General features: G+C 58.7%; 14 protein-coding genes and 1 pseudogene. 9 read left to right on the plus strand and 6 right to left on the minus strand.

Going from position 1 to position 18,836, the window contains the following annotated elements:
* Positions 1 to 100: 100 nt before the first annotated feature.
* On the plus strand, positions 101 to 406 hold the full coding sequence (locus tag JMJ97_RS02030; protein ID WP_260698990.1) for a flavodoxin family protein: 306 nt from the start codon (positions 101 to 103) through the stop codon (positions 404 to 406).
* Positions 407 to 571: 165 nt separating this feature from the next.
* Complete coding sequence (locus tag JMJ97_RS02035; protein ID WP_260698991.1) at positions 572 to 1,861, plus strand: ATP-binding protein; 1,290 nt, start codon at positions 572 to 574, stop codon at positions 1,859 to 1,861.
* Positions 1,862 to 1,957: 96 nt separating this feature from the next.
* Here JMJ97_RS02035 and JMJ97_RS02040 read toward each other — a convergent pair whose 3' ends face one another.
* From JMJ97_RS02040 to JMJ97_RS09575, 3 genes are all read right to left on the minus strand, one after another.
* Positions 1,958 to 4,198 carry a DNA gyrase subunit A gene (locus JMJ97_RS02040; protein WP_260698992.1) on the minus strand — a complete coding sequence of 747 codons (2,241 nt, stop codon included), beginning with the start codon at positions 4,196 to 4,198 and terminating at the stop codon, positions 1,958 to 1,960.
* Between the two features lie 45 nt (positions 4,199 to 4,243).
* The gene (locus tag JMJ97_RS02045) at positions 4,244 to 6,241 is read right to left on the minus strand and encodes a DNA gyrase/topoisomerase IV subunit B (RefSeq protein ID WP_260698993.1); all 1,998 of its coding nucleotides are present in this window, start codon (positions 6,239 to 6,241) and stop codon (positions 4,244 to 4,246) included.
* Between the two features lie 157 nt (positions 6,242 to 6,398).
* Positions 6,399 to 7,781 carry an ATP-binding protein gene (locus JMJ97_RS09575; protein ID WP_040358713.1) on the minus strand — a complete coding sequence of 461 codons (1,383 nt, stop codon included), beginning with the start codon at positions 7,779 to 7,781 and terminating at the stop codon, positions 6,399 to 6,401.
* 406 nt (positions 7,782 to 8,187) lie between these two features.
* Between JMJ97_RS09575 and JMJ97_RS02055 the strand changes: the two genes are divergently transcribed.
* Positions 8,188 to 9,204, plus strand: a complete 1,017-nt coding sequence (locus JMJ97_RS02055) for a hypothetical protein (protein WP_161145419.1) — start codon at positions 8,188 to 8,190, stop codon at positions 9,202 to 9,204.
* Positions 9,205 to 9,316: 112 nt separating this feature from the next.
* Here the strand turns inward: JMJ97_RS02055 and JMJ97_RS02060 are convergent, their stop codons facing one another.
* Complete coding sequence (locus JMJ97_RS02060; protein ID WP_260698994.1) at positions 9,317 to 13,684, minus strand: hypothetical protein; 4,368 nt, start codon at positions 13,682 to 13,684, stop codon at positions 9,317 to 9,319.
* A gap of 155 nt (positions 13,685 to 13,839) precedes the next feature.
* Complete coding sequence (locus JMJ97_RS02065) at positions 13,840 to 14,844, minus strand: helix-turn-helix domain-containing protein (protein ID WP_260698995.1); 1,005 nt, start codon at positions 14,842 to 14,844, stop codon at positions 13,840 to 13,842.
* A gap of 26 nt (positions 14,845 to 14,870) precedes the next feature.
* On the opposite strand from JMJ97_RS02065, the gene JMJ97_RS02070 reads away from it, so the two are divergent.
* The 4 genes from JMJ97_RS02070 (at position 14,871) to JMJ97_RS02085 (ending at position 16,728) form a co-directional block, all read left to right on the plus strand.
* Positions 14,871 to 15,086 carry a hypothetical protein gene (locus JMJ97_RS02070; protein ID WP_260698996.1) on the plus strand — a complete coding sequence of 72 codons (216 nt, stop codon included), beginning with the start codon at positions 14,871 to 14,873 and terminating at the stop codon, positions 15,084 to 15,086.
* A gap of 414 nt (positions 15,087 to 15,500) precedes the next feature.
* On the plus strand, positions 15,501 to 15,821 hold the full coding sequence (locus tag JMJ97_RS02075; RefSeq protein WP_022093836.1) for a PadR family transcriptional regulator: 321 nt from the start codon (positions 15,501 to 15,503) through the stop codon (positions 15,819 to 15,821).
* Entirely contained in the window at positions 15,808 to 16,431 is a 624-nt protein-coding gene (locus JMJ97_RS02080) for a DUF1700 domain-containing protein (RefSeq protein ID WP_260698997.1), read from the plus strand. The genes JMJ97_RS02075 and JMJ97_RS02080 overlap by 14 nt, the downstream gene beginning before the upstream one ends.
* A gap of 15 nt (positions 16,432 to 16,446) precedes the next feature.
* Positions 16,447 to 16,728, plus strand: a complete 282-nt coding sequence (locus JMJ97_RS02085) for a hypothetical protein (protein WP_260698998.1) — start codon at positions 16,447 to 16,449, stop codon at positions 16,726 to 16,728.
* Positions 16,729 to 16,788: 60 nt separating this feature from the next.
* Here JMJ97_RS02085 and JMJ97_RS09650 read toward each other — a convergent pair.
* A pseudogene (locus tag JMJ97_RS09650) lies at positions 16,789 to 17,016 on the minus strand (leucine zipper domain-containing protein); the annotation flags it as partial.
* Positions 17,017 to 17,392: 376 nt separating this feature from the next.
* On the opposite strand from JMJ97_RS09650, the gene JMJ97_RS02090 reads away from it, so the two are divergent.
* Positions 17,393 to 17,935: a hypothetical protein gene (locus tag JMJ97_RS02090; protein WP_260698999.1), complete on the plus strand. Its 543-nt coding sequence runs from the start codon at positions 17,393 to 17,395 to the stop codon at positions 17,933 to 17,935.
* Positions 17,925 to 18,689, plus strand: coding sequence for a trypsin-like peptidase domain-containing protein (locus JMJ97_RS02095; RefSeq protein WP_195621436.1), 765 nt, complete (start codon positions 17,925 to 17,927; stop codon positions 18,687 to 18,689). The genes JMJ97_RS02090 and JMJ97_RS02095 overlap by 11 nt, the downstream gene beginning before the upstream one ends.
* Positions 18,690 to 18,836 lie beyond the last annotated feature (147 nt).

An 18,836-nucleotide genomic window follows, 5' to 3' on the forward strand; every position in this document is an offset into this window, starting at 1 on the left:
CACCTTCTTTGGAGAGCGCGAACGAGAGATGCGATCTACAGACGACTGAATAGCTCCATCTGTTTTGCTTACAACAAAATGCGTGCCGAGCGCCTGCGGCATGAAGGAGGGAGTCTTCGCTTCGCCTATCTACTGGTTTGATATCACCGCGCAGGAGAAGGCCGCCATCGACCGCCTGTACGCCTTCGGTGCCACGGGATTCCCGTTCACCAAGACGGCCCTTTTGCTCGATAGCCACAGCGAGGGCGTCTATGATGCGGCGATCGCCATGTGCAAGTCAACCTGCGCGTACTGCAAGTGGGAGGACCAGGGCATTGTCACCATCAGCGGTATGACCGAGCGCGACAGCATGGCCTCTTCGCCCAAGTTGGAAGAGGTGCGAGAGCTCGCTCGCAAGCTGGCCTAAGGGCAAGAAGAACACATGGCAATCGGTTGTATCGCGAGTATATGAATAGGGGTGTATTCCCTCAAGTACCGTATAGAACAATTTTTAAACGCAGAAAAATAACTGAAAACAAATTAATCCGCGTTAAAATATTGTTAAACAGAAATTCATGAGGGAAGGTTGCGTATGCGTCGCAAGGCAGACGAGCTCCTTAGGGAATGGCGAGACAAGGCTGATAGAAAACCTTTGCTGGTCAAAGGCGTGCGCCAGTGTGGCAAGACCTATCTGCTCAGAACGTACGCCCAGGATCTTTTCGAATCGGTTGTCTACGTTAATCTTGAGAACGACCGGTCGGCGCGAGCAGATTTTTCGGGCGGTCTTGACCCTCATTCGATCGTACGCGCGATCGAGGCTCGTACGGGACAGCGTATCGTGCCTGGCAAAACCTTACTGTTCATTGACGAGATCCAGGCATGCGAGGAAGCGCTCACTTCCCTTAAATACTTTTGCGAAGATGCTCCCGAGTATTACGTTGCGGCTGCTGGGTCGCTTCTTGGGGTTGCCATTAACCATCAGTCGTATTCGTTCCCCGTTGGAAAGACCGACTTGATTGAGATGACTCCACTCGATTTCGAGGAGTTTCTCTGGGCGATGGGGCACGATCAACTGGTCGACGAGATACGCTCGTCATTCGAGCTAATGGGTCCTCTTGCGCCAAGCCTTCATGAAAAGGCGCTTGGGCTCTATCGACAGTATCTTGTTGTTGGCGGAATGCCCGAGGCGGTCCAAACGTACATCGATGATCAGTCAATCATTGATGTGGCCGAAAAGCATCGGATTATTCTCGACGGATATTCCGCCGACACCAATAAATATGCTGATGAACGCTTGAGCGCAAAGACGCGTGCGTGCTTCGATTCCATTCCACAGCAGCTTGCCAAAGAGAATCGTAAATTTCAATACAAGGTAGTGCGAGCGGGAGGCAATGCGTCTCTCTTTGGAGATGCTCTCGACTGGCTTGTATTGTCGGGTACGGTGGCGCGCTGCAGCCTAGTCGGGCAGATCGAAAGCCCGTTAGAGGCCTTCGTTAACCCCTCTGCTTTTAAAATCTATCAGGCGGATACGGGGCTGTTCGTCTCCAAGGCCGGTGCTCAACGCGCCGATATTCTTGCCGGCATCGGCGGTACATTCATGGGTGCACTTACCGAAAACTACGTTGCCCAACAGCTTTCAGCCATGGGTTATCCGCTGCATTATTGGGCGCGAGATAATCGTGCGGAAATCGACTTTGTAGTAGAGAAGCAGGGATGCTTGTCTGCGATTGAAGTCAAGGCGGGGGAGAACACAAGATCTCGAAGCCTGTCCTCACTTAAAAAGACCCATCCGGGCGTGCGCCTTATCAGACTATCGACTAAGCCCTTTGGAATGAATGATGGGCTTATGTCTGTTCCGCTTTATGCGGCATTTTGTCTATAGGGATGATGCTGCTGTAATGCATGGGGCTCGGAGCGCAGCATTTACTGCGCTCCGGGCCCCGCCGTTTTGAGAGCTTATGGCGGTTCTGCCGTCGTCCTAGTCAAACAGGCTCGGCATGTCGTTTTCCTTCATGAGGGCACCGGCGGAGGGTAGGCTCTGCGCGGTGAACTTTTCGGCCGAGACGCCGGTGCCAAGGATTTCCTCGGTCGTGCCGACGGTGGTGACCGAGCGGCCCTTCTTGGCGGTAAAGGCCTGGACACCCTGCGTGTTGGTGGTCGTCTTGGTCTTGAGCAGCGACGTGTTGAAGTTCATCAAACGATAGTCGCTCGAGACCAGCGCGATGTCGCGATCTGTGTTGAGCACCTGGGCATACAGCAGCTTGCTGCCACCGTAGATGGCGTTCTTGAGGCGTTTGCGGTTGGTCTTGGTGACGTATCCAGAAAGCGCGACGCGCACCACGCGGCCGTTCTCAAAGACAAACAGCACGTCGGCCTTGTAGTCCTCGGGGTCGATGGCCCAGATGACACTCTCGTCGGGTTCCATCTCAAGATCGGTCGGCAGGTACGAGCCCAGCTGGGCCGACTTGGTGTCCTCAAACGCCGCAACCTTGCACTTGTACACCTGGCTCTTGTTGGTAAACACGAGCAGCTCGTGCGTGTTGGAGGACGGGAACTCGATAAAGGGCTTGTCGCCGTCCTTGTACTTGAGCGTGGTGGCCTTCTTGAGCACGCGGTCCGTCATCTTTTTGAGATAGCCGTCGCGTGAGAGCATGATGGTCACCGGGTACTCCTCGACCTCGGGCTCCAGGCTTACCTCGATAACCTCATGGGGCTCGATCCTGCCCGTGCGGCGCGGCATCACATACTTTTTGTTGACCGCTGCCAACTCGTCGCTGATGACCTTCTTGATGTTCTCCTCGCTGGAGAGGATCTCCTCAAGCTCGGCAATCTCGCCCTCGAGCTTAGCGATGTCCTTGGTGCGGTTGAGGATGTACTCCTCGTTGATGTTGCGGAGCTTAAGCTCGGCAACAAACTCGGCCTGGGTTTCGTCGATGTCGAAACCCTTCATAAGGTTGGGTACGACCTCGGCTTCGAGCTTGGTGCCGCGGATGATGGCGATGGCCTTGTCGATGTCGAGCAGGATTGCCTCAAGGCCGTGCAGCAGGTGCAGGCGCTCGGACTTTTTGCCCAGGTCAAAGTTAATGCGGCGACGCGTGGACTCAATACGCCACTTGACCCACTCGTGCAGGATCTGACGCACGCCCATAACGCGAGGGTAACCATCGACCAACACGTTGAAGTTGCACGAGAACGAATCCTGCAGCGTGGTCGAGCGATAGAGCTTGGCCATGAGCTTGTCGGGGTCGACGCCGCGCTTAAGGTCGATGGCGATGCGCAAGCCCGAGAGGTCGGTTTCGTCGCGGATGTCAGCGATCTCCTTGACCTTGCCCTCTTTGGAGAGCTTGACGATGCGCTCGATGATGACATCGGTCTTGGTGGTGTAGGGGATCTCGTAGACCTCGATGATGCGCTCTTCGGGAATCCAACGCCAGCGGGAGCGAATCTGGAAGCTGCCCAGGCCGGTCTCAATAATCTTTTCCATCTCCTCGCGGCGGTAGATGATCTCGCCGCCGGTCGAGAAGTCGGGCATGGGCATGTACTCGAGCAGGTCGCAATCGGGATCCTGCAGGTAGTGCATCGTGGCGGTGCAGACCTCGTTGAGGTTGAAGCCGCAGATGTCGGACGCCATGGCGACGCCGATGCCCTTGTTGGCCGAGACAAGGATGTTGGGGAACGTGGTGGGCAGCAGGCGCGGCTCCTTCATGGCACCGTCGTAGCTGTCGACGAAGTCGACCGGGTCCTTGTCGATGTCCTTGAAGATCTCGGCGCTGATGGGGGAGAGCTTGGCTTCGGTATAACGCGAGGCGGCGTAGCTCAGGTCGCCCGAATAGTACTTGCCAAAGTTGCCCTTCGACTCAACGAACGGTGCGAGCAACGCCTCGTTGCCGGTTGCCAGGCGCACCATCGTCTCGTAGATCGCGGCATCGCCGTGCGGGTTGAGCTTCATGGTCTGGCCCACGATGTTGGCGCTCTTCTGGCGCTCGCCCTTGAGCAGACCCATCTTGTACATGGTGTAGAGCAGCTTGCGGTGCGAGGGCTTAAAGCCGTCGATCTCGGGGAACGCACGCGAGACGTTGACGCTCATGGCGTAGGGCATGTAGTTGACCTCGAGCGTCTGCGTGATCGGCTGGTCGGTGACCTCGGAGTGCAGGCCGATGACGTTCTCGGCGTTGACCTGCTTTTTCTTTGGCTGGTTCTTCGTCTTCTTCTTTGCCACGATATCCTCTTGAACTTCTTAAGGGCCGTCGTTATCGATTTGCTGCTACTGCAGGTCCAGCTGGTCCAGGTATTCCTTGCCATGCTCTGAGATATGGCGCTTGCGGCCTGCCTCGTCATTGCCCAGCAACAGGTTGAACATGGTCTCCATCTTGGTGACGTCCTCGGGCTCCACCTTGATCAGACGACGCGTCTCGGGGTTCATAGTGGTGAGCCACATCATGTCCGGGTCGTTCTCACCAAGACCCTTGGAGCGGTTGATGGAGCACTTTTGGTCGCCAATCTCCTTGAGGATGCCGTTCTTCTCGAGCTCGGTGTAGGCAAAGTAGGTCTTCTCTTTGCAGTTGATCTCGTAGAGCGGCGATTCGGCGATATACACGTAACCCTCGTCGATAAGCGTGGGCACCAGGCGGTAGAGCATGGTGAGCACGAGCGTACGGATGTGATAACCGTCGACGTCGGCGTCCGTACAGATGATGACCTTGTTCCAGTTGAGGTTGTCCAGGTCAAAGGCACCAAGGTTCTTGATGCGCTTGTCCTTGATCTCCACACCGCAGCCCAGCACGCGCATAAGGTCCATGATGATGTCGGACTTAAAGATGCGCGGATAGTCCTCCTTCAGGCAGTTGAGGATCTTACCGCGGACGGGCATAACGCCCTGGAACTCGGCATCGCGCGAGGTGCGAATGGCGCCTGCCGCCGAGTCGCCCTCTACGATGTAGATCTCGCGGCGGCTCTTGTCCTTGGAGCGGCAGTCGATGAACTTCTGCACGCGGTTGGCCATGTCGGTCTTCTGCTGTAGGTTGGTCTTGATGCTCTGACGCGTCTTCTCGGCGTTCTCGCGCGAACGCTTGTTGATGAGCACCTGCTCCATGATCTTGTTGGCAGCGTCTTTGTTCTCGATTAGGTAGGTCGAGAGCCGCTCCTTAAAGAAGGCCGTCATGGCCTGCTGGATAAAGCGGTTGTTGATGGCCTTCTTAGTCTGGTTTTCATAGGACGTCTGGGTGGAGAAGCAGTTGGTCACCAGCACCAGACAGTCCTGGACGTCCTGCCACTTAATGCCGCTCTCGTTTTTGTTGTACTTGCCCTGTTGCTTAATGTAAGCATCGATGGCACTGGTCAGAGCGCTGCGGGCGGCCTTCTCGGGCGAACCGCCGTTCTCGAGCCACGATGAGTTGTGGTAGTACTCCTGCATCATGAAGGTGCGCGAGAAGCACATGCACGCGGTAATCTTCACGTTGTAGTCGGGCAGGTCCTCGCGATCGCGACCGCGACGGTCGGCCTCGATAAAGAAGGGCTCGGTGAGGTAGTCGGTACCGACCTTCTCGAGCACGTAGTCCTCGATGCCCTTGGGATAGCAAAAATCCTCTTCGGAAAACTCGCCATCGTCGCCCTCGATACGCAGGCGGAAGGTCACGTTGGCGTTGACCACGGCCTGGCGGCGCATTGTCTCGCGATACCAATCGTGGGGGATGCTGATGGAGGTAAAGACCTCAAGATCGGGACGCCACTTGATGGTGGTGCCGGTGCGGTCCTCGTCGCTGGGCTCAATCTCGAGTGCCTTCTTTTTGGCGCCGACGACCTTGCCCTTCTTAAAGTGCAGGGAGTACTTGTTACCGTCACGCCAGACGGTGACATCCATGTACTCGGAAGCGTACTGAGTCGCGCAGGAGCCCAGGCCGTTGGTGCCGAGCGAGAAGTCGTAGTCGCCGCCCTGGTTGTTGTTGTATTTGCCACCTGCGTAGAGCTCGCAAAAGACGAGTTCCCAGTTAAAGCGTTTTTCGGAGGGGTTCCAGTCGAGCGGGCAGCCGCGGCCGTTGTCCTCTACCTGAATGGAACCATCGCGAAAGGCGGTAAGGATGATGAGCTTGCCGTAGCCCTGGCGCGCCTCGTCAACGGCGTTGGACAGGATCTCGAAGGCGGCATGCGCGCAGCCGTCGAGTCCGTCCGAGCCAAAGATGACGGCGGGGCGCAGGCGTACGCGCTCCTCGTCCTTGAGCTGGCGGATACTGTCGTTACCATAGTTTGCGGTGTTTTTTGCCATACTCGCTCTCTCGGTGCTCCTTTGCTGCGTTTAAGTCATATAGATAGTCAAGGTAGCATAGCCCAGCCCACAGACGATTCCAACCAACACGAAATCCATCGAACAACCGTTCGATTAGATAATGAATGCTTGGAATGCGGGAGGGACCTGTCCTGTCCTATCCAAACATCTGCGGCAGGTCGATGAAGACGGTTCGATCGCTTTCGCCAGCTTCGAAGCCCGAACGGGAGAAGAATCCATAGCGATGGCACTTGAGTCCCGTTGCCTCGACTTGGGCGATTTCCTCGTCGACCATTTTTTGCGTGATGGGGGATTTGCGGAACTTTGCTTCGTAGAATGCGTAGCCCTCGGGGTCTTGCGTTACCACATCGAATTCGCCGCTCGTTTTGTTTGCGGGGTCGTCGTACCAGTACTTGCCTATGGCGTCGAAAGCCGGTTCGATCTTGCCGGTCCTGTTCTGCCGCACGAGGTATTGACGGCAGATCTCCTCGAACATATGAGGAACGTAGTTTTCCTCGAAGTCTTGGAAGACGTGACGATCATAGAAGACTTCCGGGTCGAGCAGCTGACGCGCTGAGGCATTGCGGAAAACATAGCGATAGTAAAAGAGCGAAAGCGGATCCACTACAAAGTAGCCAGACTTGCGCTTGTTCGTAGGGTCGTTGATGGGTGCACGCTTTTGGACGATTTCGAGTGACATGAGCTTGTCGAGCACGTCTGCCATGGCCGGACCGCTCGAGACGTGCGACTGTGCCAGCACGTCCCCCCAACGGGAGTAGCCTTGTGCGAGAGCCCCGAAAACTTCGTTGGCGTTGGTCATCTTCGAGATCTCGGCGTTGAGATAGGACGGCACCTCGCTTTCTAAGCGGGCGCCAGGTTCCGTGACGAGCTCGATGATGTTGTCGCGTACGCTTTGGGATTGATCGATGAGGCGATTGTAAAAGGGGATACCGCCAAAAACGCTATAGAGCCGCACCTTGTCCTCGGGCGAGAACGCGGGATAGAACTTCGCAGCGTCAAAGTAATCCATGGGCTTAAGCTCAAGCGCGAGATCAATTCGCCCGTAGAGGGGGCTTTCATGCTCGATGAGGGATTTCATAATCTCAACGTAGGAGCCGCACAGGACAATGTTTAAACGTGAGTCTTCCCTGTGGGCGTCGATTGAGGTCTGAAGAATGCTGTCTAAGCCTTTAACCGCATCTCTCAAGTAGGGGTATTCGTCGAGAACGAGGGTAATGTTCTTGTCTTTAGCTTGGGCAAACAGAAATTCGATGAGCTCGCGGATGCCTGTGAAGGCGAGCGGAGGAAAGCTCAGCGCTTCAGCAACAAGGACGGACAGACTCTCGAGGTTGTCTGCCTCGGAGGTTTGGCGGCACTCGTAATAGACCGTTGCGACGTCCGACAAATCGGTTAGCGCCTGCTTGATGAGCTCACTTTTTCCGACGCGACGCCTGCCGTAAATGAGAACATTGCGCTGCTCGGGTGCTTTGAGCGTTTTCTTAATACGGGCGAGCTCACGCTCCCTGCCAATAAATTCCACTTACTCGGTTCCTTCCGACTCGGTTTTGTCCGAGTTAATTGTATCGCATGGATCAGTTTATGCTCGAGTTTACTCGGACAAAACCGAGTCGGTTCTGCCCGAGTAAATTTGAAGGCGGCCGAATGCGTCTTGCTGCGTTTGCGGTTGGATACGTTGTCGAAAACGTGTCGTGCGGATTGTTGGATCGAATCGAACATTGGGACAGACGTCTCGTTTTATGGGCCGGGGGCGTGCATGTGCGAGTTCTTTTGGCCCATAAGGAACGCTGGTGGGTCGTTATTTGGGCCACGGGTCACTTCGTCGGCGCCGTGTTTCGTCATACGCTCATAGTGGAAGCCGATGCCACGGGGTCGACTTGGGACTCGGGCAATGGATGAGCTGCAAGCCGAAAGGAGCGGTGAGAATGATGAGGCCCATGACAAAGAAACTGCTGTTAGGAATTCCCACCGTGACGCTTTCGGCCGTGCTGGCGTGTACAGTGGCCGGCTGTGGCGGTAGTGCTCCGAGCGGCTCGCCTGGCGGTTCGGGCGGCAGCGCGCCTGTGCAGGAAAAGCCCAGGGCCTATGATTCGCAGACGGTCGAGGTGGCAGGCATTACCTATGAGTCGGTGGCTCACGGTACGTTCTATCGCGGCGATGCCAAGCTGCAGGACGGCTTTTACCTGCACATCAAGATCACCAACAACAACACAAAGAACAGGACGTTCAGTTCCTTTAACGTGCATGCTGCCCAGGGCGATCTTGAGGCAGGCGACCCGTTGTTTACTTCCGGCAAGGCGGCCGTGCTCGACTACGTTGCAAGCGAGGCTCCCGATGAGCTGCACGAGGGCATCGACCTTTCCGAGAGGCCAGATATCGGCCCGGGCGAGACCGTTGAGTACGTGTATTTCTGGGCGCCCAAGACGGCGTACTACGGGCCCATCACTGTCGAGTTCGTAGACGCTTATGCCCCCGCCAAGAATCATGAGGCCATGCACTTTGACACCACGGGATGCGAGACCAAGGAGTTCAAGGCGGCCGGCGGCGTGGCCGATTCTGGCGAGAAGGCAGATTTAACGGGAATCGACTGCGCATCGTACAGCATCGAGGCCGCCGATGGGTACACGCTGGATTCGTCCGACGAAGAGCGCGAAAAGGCAAACTTCTTCCACGACGAGACTGGAGGACGCCTGAACATCAGCATCTTCCCGCGCTCGCCGGAGGAAGAGGTTGCAAGCCTAGAGCAGGTCTACGAAGGCAAGGAGACAACAACCGACCAGGTCGAGTACAACGGCATAACGTGGCTGCGCTTTACCGGTCCCGACAACGGCCATACGCTGTTTGCGACGGCTCCCGCGACGGGCGAGACCGTCCGCGTGTCGATTGGCTGGAAGATCGATTGGGACGCCGCCGCGCCCATGATGGAGGCATTGAAGCTCAAGTAGCGGGTTGCGATTCCCATGTCAGGCGACTCAGGGCTGGCTCCGAGTTATCGGGGCCAGCCCCTTTTGGTGTTCGATGAGCCGAGTCGGCGTCTCTCACAAAAGTAACTAGGAGCTAGCGAGACCTATCCGAATTGACCTCATTGGCGGTGTCTTTTTCGAGCGCCGTGCGGCGGGCGCTGTAGGCGATGAGGCCGGCGCCTGCCGCGGCGAGTGCTGTAGCGGCTGCCGTAAGGGGAGCATTGACATCGCCCGTGCCAGCGAGCGCGCCCGCTTTTCCGGAGCGCTTGTTATTGCTGTGGTCCTTGCCACTGCCGGAGCTCCTTCCGCCGGAGCCGCCGCCCTCGTCGGTACCGCCGCCACTCGAGCCGCCATCGTCGTCTGCTGTCATCGGGGCGTCGTGAAGTTCTGTCGTATCCGCGCTGTCGCATACGCCGACCTGAACTTCTGAGCGTTCGCATGCCGCGTCGGGCACATGAAGCTCGTGCAGTACGGCACCCAGCGCCGAGTTTGCGCCCGGTCGAATTTCCTCGAGCGTTACGGGATCGAGCGCCACCAGATTACGCGCCTTCGCATATAGCGTTACGCGTTTGCCCACCTCGTCGCTCCAACTCTCGGGGATGGCGAAGCTCATGCGGAATTGTGCCGTGCAGCCCGGTGCCAGCACGGCGTTTCCATTGTCGGCAACCAGCGGGTGCGTTGCAAAACGTGTGTCCAGCGTCTCGAGCGCGTACTTCACGTGTGCCATGTCGTTGGCCGAAGCGTCCTCGGCAAGCTCCGGATCGTAGATCGATGCCGTGCGTGCGTTCGCTCCGAATCCGATGGATGCGCTGGAGAACGGCTGGTTGGAACCCTCTCGGTACAGATCGATCGTTCCGGCGGTCAGCAAGGTGTTGCCGTCGTTTCGCACCGTGACCATGAAGGATTCGCCTGCTGCTCCGGGCACCACCGCGCCCGAGGTAGCGACCGCGCCCGTCGGAGTGGCACACGCCACTAAGGGCACTTCGATGCCGTGTAGTTCTGCCTCGCTCTTCTCCGCGCTCACAATGTGCGTGGCGAGCGCGGAGAGCATGCTCCCCGACGTCAAAAATGTCGTTATCTGATCGACGGGATGGTCCAGCTCGCACATCACGAACGGCTCCGTAAACAGATCGCCTGCCAAGGTGCTGGCGAAGATGCGGAAGTGCTTGCCCATCACTGCTACCGGGTTGCCTTCTTCGTCGTAGGTTTGCCCCACCTTGCCATCGGTGTTCTCTACATAGAGCACGCACCTGCCGTTGTTGCTTACGCTAAACGATGCCGGGCCACAGCCTGCGGCACCCACGGGCTGCGTTGCAAACGCCGATGCGCCTCGCGTCCAAGTAATATGCTGCAGTTGCTCGTTGACGGTTGCCAAAAAGCCCGAATGTTGTGGCCACGGCACCGCGTGGGGTACTGTGGCATCTGGCGGCATAACGCCCCAACCCGCGATGGACTGGCCGATCACGGCATACGATGCGCAGCCACAACCGTTTGCAGTTTCGTATGCAACGGGCACCACCATTTTGCCGTTGATATTCTCGGGCGCGCCGAGCTCGATGCTCGACGGTGCTTGCGGAAAGCGGAGAACTTGGCGGAACGTCAGGCTGTCGCCCGAAACGTCCGACCACAGGGTAAAGCACTCCAGCGCAACCTCAGCCTCGCTGCCGAGCGCCTTTTCTGCGGTGGTTCCGCGGCGGTGGAGGTAGGCACCCGACAGGCGCCCGTCGACCAGCGTCTTGCCCACCGTGATGCGTGGGCACTGCAGACAATGGTGGCCATCCTCCTGAAGGCGGCCGCGCGAGATGCTGCGCCACGACGTGTGCGATACCACGCGAACTCCGTCGTTGCTTATGCGCAGGCGCACAACGGACAGTATGCCGGATGTGCTTGCCGTATCGAAAAGGGTGTTGTCGCCGTCGGGGCGCTCGCCCGAGACCAACAGCACGTAGGCGTCCTGGTTTTCTCTTCCGTCCGTATATTCCACCACGTCGAAGTCGTAATCGTATATGCCGTCGTGCTCCACGTCGTTCTCGCCAAACCCAAGGGGAAAGTCCACGGGCGTGGGAGCGGACCACGTGCCGTTTGCCTTTGTGTGCACCACCAGGCGCGAGCGACCATTGTCGCCGTAGCGCACCGAGGCGATACGGAACAGGCATTCTACGCCGGCAATCATTGCCAGCTTCATGTGGGCTTCGCTGAGCACGCCAGCAAACAGCACGTTGTCGCTCGAGGGCTTGATGCCGCCACGCTCGTCCTCCGACACGCCGGCAGAATCGGCGTTCGGGTCGGCAACGGTGTTCGTTGCCTGACCGATGTAGGTGTACTCATACATCGGCGCGGCGTTTTCGTCGTTCTCTATCAGTGCATGGACGAAATGCTCGATCTGTCCCGTGTCGTCGCTTTCTGCATCCGCCTCGAGCTCAATGCGCGTGACCGCTTGATCCCAATCGCGCACGACAGGCGCGGCGTTTACGGCAGTGGCCTTAACCTCGGCGCGTGCGAGCAGTTCGGCGTTGGTGACGATGGTGGCCGATGCGATAAATTGCGGCACGCCGCCCGCCTCGATGTCGCCGGGCGTGCCGAAGCGGGCATCCAGCGTGTAAGGCGTATCTCCACCCAATGCGAGCTCAGAGCGCTGGAGTACATACTGGTCGCCATTGTCCACCGACATATTCCACGAATCGATGAGTGTGGGCCACGACCCCGACCAAGCCTTGGTGGTCCACTTGAACATGACGAACTGGAGTATCACATCGACATCGACGTCTGCACCTACGCGCAGTCGCGGAAGCTGGTGTCCATCTGCCTTCTCGTACCCAATGAACAGCGTGAGGGATGCGGCGCCGCGCACGGCAGACGAAGCGACGCCTGCAACGCCGGCGCCAAAGGTGACGGCAAGCCCGATCTGGATGGTGAACGAGCCCGACGTGTTTGAATAGTCGAGCGAAATGTTTTTAAAAAACGCCGCGCCGCTGCCGTGCGTGTGGGCACCCACGGCGAGCGCCAGTTTTGCCAGCACCCAGGGGTTGACGTTTAGGAAAAATGGCACCGGTCCTAGGGTAAACTGCTCGGTCCAATTGAGGTCGGTTCTTACCTGGAAGAGGGCCTTAATATTGCCGTATGCGGGGTCGTTGTTGTTACCCCAGGTTTTGCCCACCCAATCGTAGGCGAGCGAGCCGTACAGCTGTGTGGCGATATCCATCGTGAACAGCGGCGTGCAATGGTGGCGAAGGAGCTTGGTGTTTCTTGGATCGGTGCCCGATCCGGCACTCATACTCTTGTACTGATTCCACTTCCCCTCCATCTCGTCGAGGTAGCGGTTTGCCTGCTTGGCGCCCGACTCGCGCGGCGATTTCTTCCAGTATTCCGGATCAGGGTTGCCCGAATCGTTCATATAGCTGGCTGGTTTGTATCCTCCGCCAAACAGCACGTATCCAGCAAACGAGAAATCGAAGAGGATTGGAAATGTGGGCATCCAACACGTGAACTTATTGCCGCCGATACCGGGAAACGCCGCGGGGAAATCAAACGGAGTGATCTCTTGGTCCATGGTGGTGGGAATGATGGTGGTCGAGCCCGATTCCGCCTTTGCGGCCGGCGCGGTGACAACGGCCATAGGGGATGAGAGCGTGTAGGTTTTGCCCTGGTAGTCGAGCATAAAGCGCAGCTTGCACCCTTCCTCCAGAAGGCCCGAAGCTGCATCGAGGAACGTGTCTTCAAGCGTGAACGTCGCCAGATTATCCGCGCCCGATGCGCTGGCCTTGATCTGGCCGATCTGCGTGACGGTTTCGGTTGAGCTGCCCGCAGCGGGCATCACTTTATTGATATGCAACGTTGCCTGCCCGCCCTGCGGCAGATGAGCCTGCACGGTAAAAGCGTGCGTGTCGGGCTGGTCGTTTGCTGCTTCGTCCGCTGGCATTGCCATAAACGTGGCGTCGGCGTACTGGATGTCCCATTCGTCGAACGTGAGCTGTCGAAAGTACGGCTCGCCATCGGAGAGCGGACGTGTGGGTGCGGTAATAGCGGTGCCGCCCTGGATACGCGCAAGGGGAATCTCGACATCGCGGTAGCCTGCCATGCTAATGGAGATGCCGCCGTTAAAGTCGTACGCGTCGAGAAGCGTTGCCTCGTCCACGTAGCCTTCTGAAAGAGGGGCGACCTCAAAGATGGCCGTGCCTTCGTCATCGGTCGTGGCGGTGAGCTGCTTGCCTGCGGCATAGCGCGATGTGAGCGTGACCTGGGCACCCGTGATGGGCGTATTCTTGTTGGCGACGTCGACCACGACCACACCAAACATGGTGCGCGAGAGAACGAGCACCCTGAAGGGGTCTTTTTCGTCGGCATAGGCTTCGGTGGGCGCGATCGGCAATATGAAGGCGTTTGCGCTTCCCGGCACGCGCGGCAACATAATGCTCGCCAGCGAGGACGCTCCGGCAACAAGTAACGAACGGCGATCAAGCATCTTTGGCTCCCATCCCGCAGGTATCGGTGGAAATAATCCAATTTTGCGAGAAGGTGCCCCGTGGTGGTAGTGCCGTTCAAGGGTCAAAATGTCCAAATTGATCGAGCGAAGCGCCGGGTTCCGGAACGCGTTCGATGCGCTTGGCAGCCCGGTTGTTAACGCAACATATGCGCGACCAGCTCGGCGCGTGTGCCGATACCAAGCTTTGCGTATACGCCGGATAGGCGGTTTTTGACGGTGCCCGGCGATACTCCCATATGGCGTGCGATTTCGGCGTTGGTCCACCCACGACAGGCGAGCATGGCCATGGTGAATTCCGTGGTCGTTAGATCGTCGGCCACGTCCTCGCCCGAATCAGGGTTGTGGATGCGCCGCCAGCCGTAGCTGAAGCGGTACGTGATCTCGATGATGCGCGCGAAGTCGTTTGGGTATTGCGTTTTTAGGCACGCCTCGATGAGCCCCTGTAAAAGGCCGTGGTGCTCGCCAATGAGCTCGATAAGGCCGTCGGGGCGCGCAATGTTCCAAGCGGCTCCGAAGTGCGTTTTTGCGGCGTCGACGTCTTTGAGACTCATGCATGCCATGGAAGCTGCCAGGTGCAGGAACAGTTCCGAGATGGGATAGCTTCCCTGTTTCATGATCAGGGCGTTTTCCGCCATGCCCAGACTGCGGCCATATTCGCCGCGCAGGTACAGGGCATGCGCCATCACGTAGCTGGCGAACAGGCGCAGGCCTTCGGGCAGATGCGCCGCAAGCGGATAAAACTCTTCGGCAGAATACGGGGAGGGCAAGTGCAGCAGGACGCTCGCGGCCGAGGCGAACAGGATATGCGTGGCGTGGACGGCGGGTGACTCCTCGTCGGTTGGCATATCGAGGATGCCAGCAAGGCACCGGCGGGCGTCGGGGATACGGTTGAGCGACAGGCTGGCATATCCGCAGATAAAGCATGCGGAATAGCGCAGTGCGGGATCGGTGGCGTCAAGATAGGGGCGCGCCGTCTTGGCAGCGAGGGCGGCCTGTCCGCGAAAGTATAGAGCTTCTGCCGCGGCAATGGCGCGCGAATCGGGGTCGGAAATGCCTGCAACCGCAGCGTCAATCTGCCCCGGCACAAAGGCGGTGCACATCAACGGCATAGGAACGCGTGGGTAGCCATCGCAGTCCATCTTCCATCTCCCATCAGGTGGCAACTATGCAGCAATTGTACTCCTGTCGCTCGGGACTGGAATTTTTGGGTATTGCCTACGATTATGCCGAACGCATAAAGGAAGAGTCTATTGGCGATGCTCTCAAGGTGGCTACCGAAGCCAAGCTGACCTCGATATTAGGAAAAATTGCCACCCCTGCAAAAAGCTCTGTCGCAGTGATGGGAAACGCATCTTCTGGGCATTCCGGCGTCTCCAGCTAGCGCTGGACTGCTGCTGTCGCCTGCGCGTTGGCGAGCGGAGCGTGGGGACCGTCCGGCGACCAGCGGTGACGGGCGAGCCCTGCCGCGTGCGTGGGCCTCCATCGGCGTAGACCCATGACCCCTATGGCATCGGAGAAGTCCACCATCGCGTCCAGGACCTTACCGTCCGGCACGCCCAGCCTAGCGGCTCCCTTGAACCCAAGGTTGAAGGGGGGTGTTGTACAAGGCATATGGGGCCGAGTGGAAGTGGATCAAAAGAGCGTTACTTGACGTTTCATGCATAATGCCAACCGCCCCGCGATATCACGTTCGCAGCGCGCAGGGGCCGGAGAATCTTCGCGATGAGAGTTGACGTCTAATACCTTGCATCGTATAGTGTGTATAGCATAGTATATGACGAGAGGAGGTGTGCGGATGGAGGCACAGATGAAGCGCGGCTTCCTGGAGGCCTGCGTGCTCGCGGCCGTCTCCGGCGAGGAGTCCTACGGCTACCAGATCGTGAAGGACGTACCGGCGAGCATGGGGCTCACGGAGTCGACGCTCTACCCGCTGCTCAAGCGCCTGGAGAAGGCCGGGTGCATCACGGCGCGCTCCGCCGAGCACAACGGGCGGCTGCGCCGGTACTACCGCATCACGGACGACGGGCGAGCGCGCATCGAGGAGTTCCTGGCCGAGTGGCCGTCCGTACGGGAGATTTACGCATACGTTGAGGAGGCGCACCATGACGCGCGATGAGTTTCTGGGCCGGTTGGGCGAGCTGCTCGCCTGCCTGCCGGCCGAGCAGGTGGAGGAGACCAAGGCGTTCTATGCGGAGGCCATCGCCGACCGCATGGAGGACGGTATGAGCGAGGAGGAGGCCGTGGCCGCCATGGGCACGCCCGGCGAGGTGGCGGAGGCCACGCTCGACGACCTGCCCGCCGTGCCGCGCGCGATCGCGAGGACGCGCCGGCGCAGCACCGCGCTGCTGTGGGTGCTGGCCATCGTGGGCTCCCCGGTGTGGGTGCCGCTGCTCGCCGCCTTCGCCGCCGTGGCCGTCACGGTCTATATCTGCATCTGGGTGCTGGCGCTCTGCGTGTGGATCGTCGCGGTGGCACTCGGGGGCGTGGGCGTAGTTTGGCTCCTGCTTGCCGTAAGCGGCGTCATCATCGGCCACTTCCCGTACGCCCTCGCCTCGGCGGGCGTGGGGCTCGGCCTCGTCGGCGTGGCGCTCTTCGTTGGTGCTGGCGCTTGGGCCGCCTCAAAACAAATTGCGCGCCTCTCGGCGCTCTGGGCGAGGAAGGCCGCCTCGCCCTTCTGGAAGGGTAAGGGCGAGAAGGGCGGCGCTGCCGCGCATCTCGCGGCGTAGAAAGGAGTGAGTACCATGACCAGTGCGAAGAAGATCTACCTCGCCGTGGCGGGCGGGCTCGTTGCCGCGGGTGTTGTCCTCGCGGGCATTGGCTTTATCGCTTCGGGTTTCGACCCGGCCGTGTTCACAACCCAAGTCGACACGCGCTACAGCACCATCGTGCTCGGCGGCGTCGAGGTGGACGACCCGATGGGCCTCCCCCTCATCGAGCAGCTCGCCAATCTGGGCGAGATCGACACCTCCGGCATCACCGCGTCCGAGTCCCCTGCTGCTCCGGAGGCGCCCACCGCTCCCTAAGCATAGCGCGCCCGGCGCCAGCCCGGGCGGGGCGAGCGGCAGTGACGAGCGCGCCTCGCGGACCCGGTTCTCGATCTCGCGCGGCGTGGACCTCGCGAGCCTGCGCGGGCGGCTACTGCGGTCGGACATGGGCTCTCCGGACCTGCTGCGGCGCAGCCACTTGCTCGCCGTCTGGCGGCTGACGCCCATCTGACGCGCGGTCTCGGCGACGCCGAGGCCGGACTCTATGCGCGAGACGAGCGTCTCGCGCCCCCTCGGGGTGAGCCTTGCGTTAGGATGTTGCTCCATGGGAGGGCTCCTCTGCTGTTCGTCTAGACAACTCACAGCATGTGGGAGCCCTCCCTATTTGTCACTACCCGGGTGTAAACAACCTATTGGCACAGAACAGCTAGAACAACCGATGCCGCCTCACTGCGCCGAGAAACCCCCGGCGCCGTGAGGCGGGCGGCGGAGTGAGCCAACAGCAAAGCCATGCCGCTATTAGTAGCCTGTCGCCAGCAATCTGCAAGTCACTAGCACCCCACAGCCGTGCCGGCAGCATCCCTTGGTCGCCATATCAGCCGCACGGTATAATCTATCCATCGATATATTGGTTGAACCATGGTGTCTCTGCTGTGACCATAAACTTCCGCAAGACGCTAGGACCTTGTTCTAAGGAGATCTGGTGGAGAAAGGTCAAGAGAACCCACCACAAGACCAGGCGCTTGCCCATAGAGTCAGGTGGGCTGACCTCGACAGCGTATTCGAGCACATGGGCGACAATGCTAGCGTTGGAGAGGCAAGTAACGGCATCCACCTCATAAATGACCGGGAGCACGTCGCCGTGCGCCAGGACCACGAGGTTCGCATCCCCAATGAATACCTGCAGGAATCATACGTCGGACAGCGCGACAGCGACCTGAGAAAAGCAAGGGAGATGCTCCTTCAGGCCAAGCAGGAGCGCCCTTCCTACAAACCTGACATCCTTTTAGGTCTTGCGACAACGTTCCTGGGCTGGTTTCTCGGGGGTTTGTCGTCATCTGTCAATCTCGCATCTTTGCCCGGTATCTTGATGCTCTGCGTAGCACCGTGTGGCGCAGTAGGACTCTTTGTCGCTTTTATCTTTATCCGAAAAGAAGAGAAGCAGGGCAAATCTGATCTGGCCGAGCGCGTCCTAGAACACCTGGCGGATCCCGATGACAAGGAGACCAAGACCGATGAACATTAATGATACGAGCACGCAGCTGCTCTTTACCACGGTCCCCATCGTGGGCATTACTACCGAAGGCACGGGCGTCTCGGGTACAGGATTCTTCTTTTCCTATGACCTTGAAGACGGGCGAAAAGTGCCCCTGCTCATTACCAACCACCATGTCCTCAAGGATGTGATTCAGGGTCGCTTCGTCATCAATCTAGCCGAAGGTGACGCCCCGTCACGCGAGACCATCAGCGTGAACTTCGACAAGTCATTCATCGAGGGGAAGAAGCTCGGAGAGCTCGACTTGGTTGCGATGCCGGTGGCCCCTGTTCTCAGCATGCTTGAAGAAAACGGGAAGAGGCCCTTCTACCGATCCATCGACTCTGGACTCATCCCGAAGAAGAGTGTGCTGGACAATTTGGCGGCGCTCGAGCAAATCACCTTTATCGGATACCCCAGCGGGCTCTATGACGACTACAACAAGACCCCCCTCATCAGGCAAGGCTGGACTTCCACGCCCGCTTGGAACGACTACAAGGGTAAGCGCGAGTTCCTCGTTGACGCATCTGTATTCGAGGGCTCCAGCGGCAGTCCCGCCTTCATCCTCAACCAGGGCAGCTATCCCACGACCGACGGAATTGCCATCGGCTCCAGGCTGCTGTTCATGGGCGTAATCACTCAGACGATTACGAAGGAGAAGAGTGAGCACCTCGATTTAGGTACAGTCATCAGAAGCGACGCGATGCTCGACAAGCTCAAACCTTTCGTGGAAGGTCTACTGTAGCTAAGAGCACCGTCAAAAGCAGTGACGCCCCTTTGCTCCTTTCCCTAGGATGAGGTGACTGAGCTCGGCATGCTGGTTGACATCTGGTTCCCCAACGGCTCATAGTACAGACACATGGAAAGCCTTCGGGTTTTGTAAGGGCGGGAC

It is taken from the genome of Collinsella aerofaciens (genome assembly GCF_025289055.1).
Classification (GTDB): Bacteria; Actinomycetota; Coriobacteriia; order Coriobacteriales; family Coriobacteriaceae; genus Collinsella.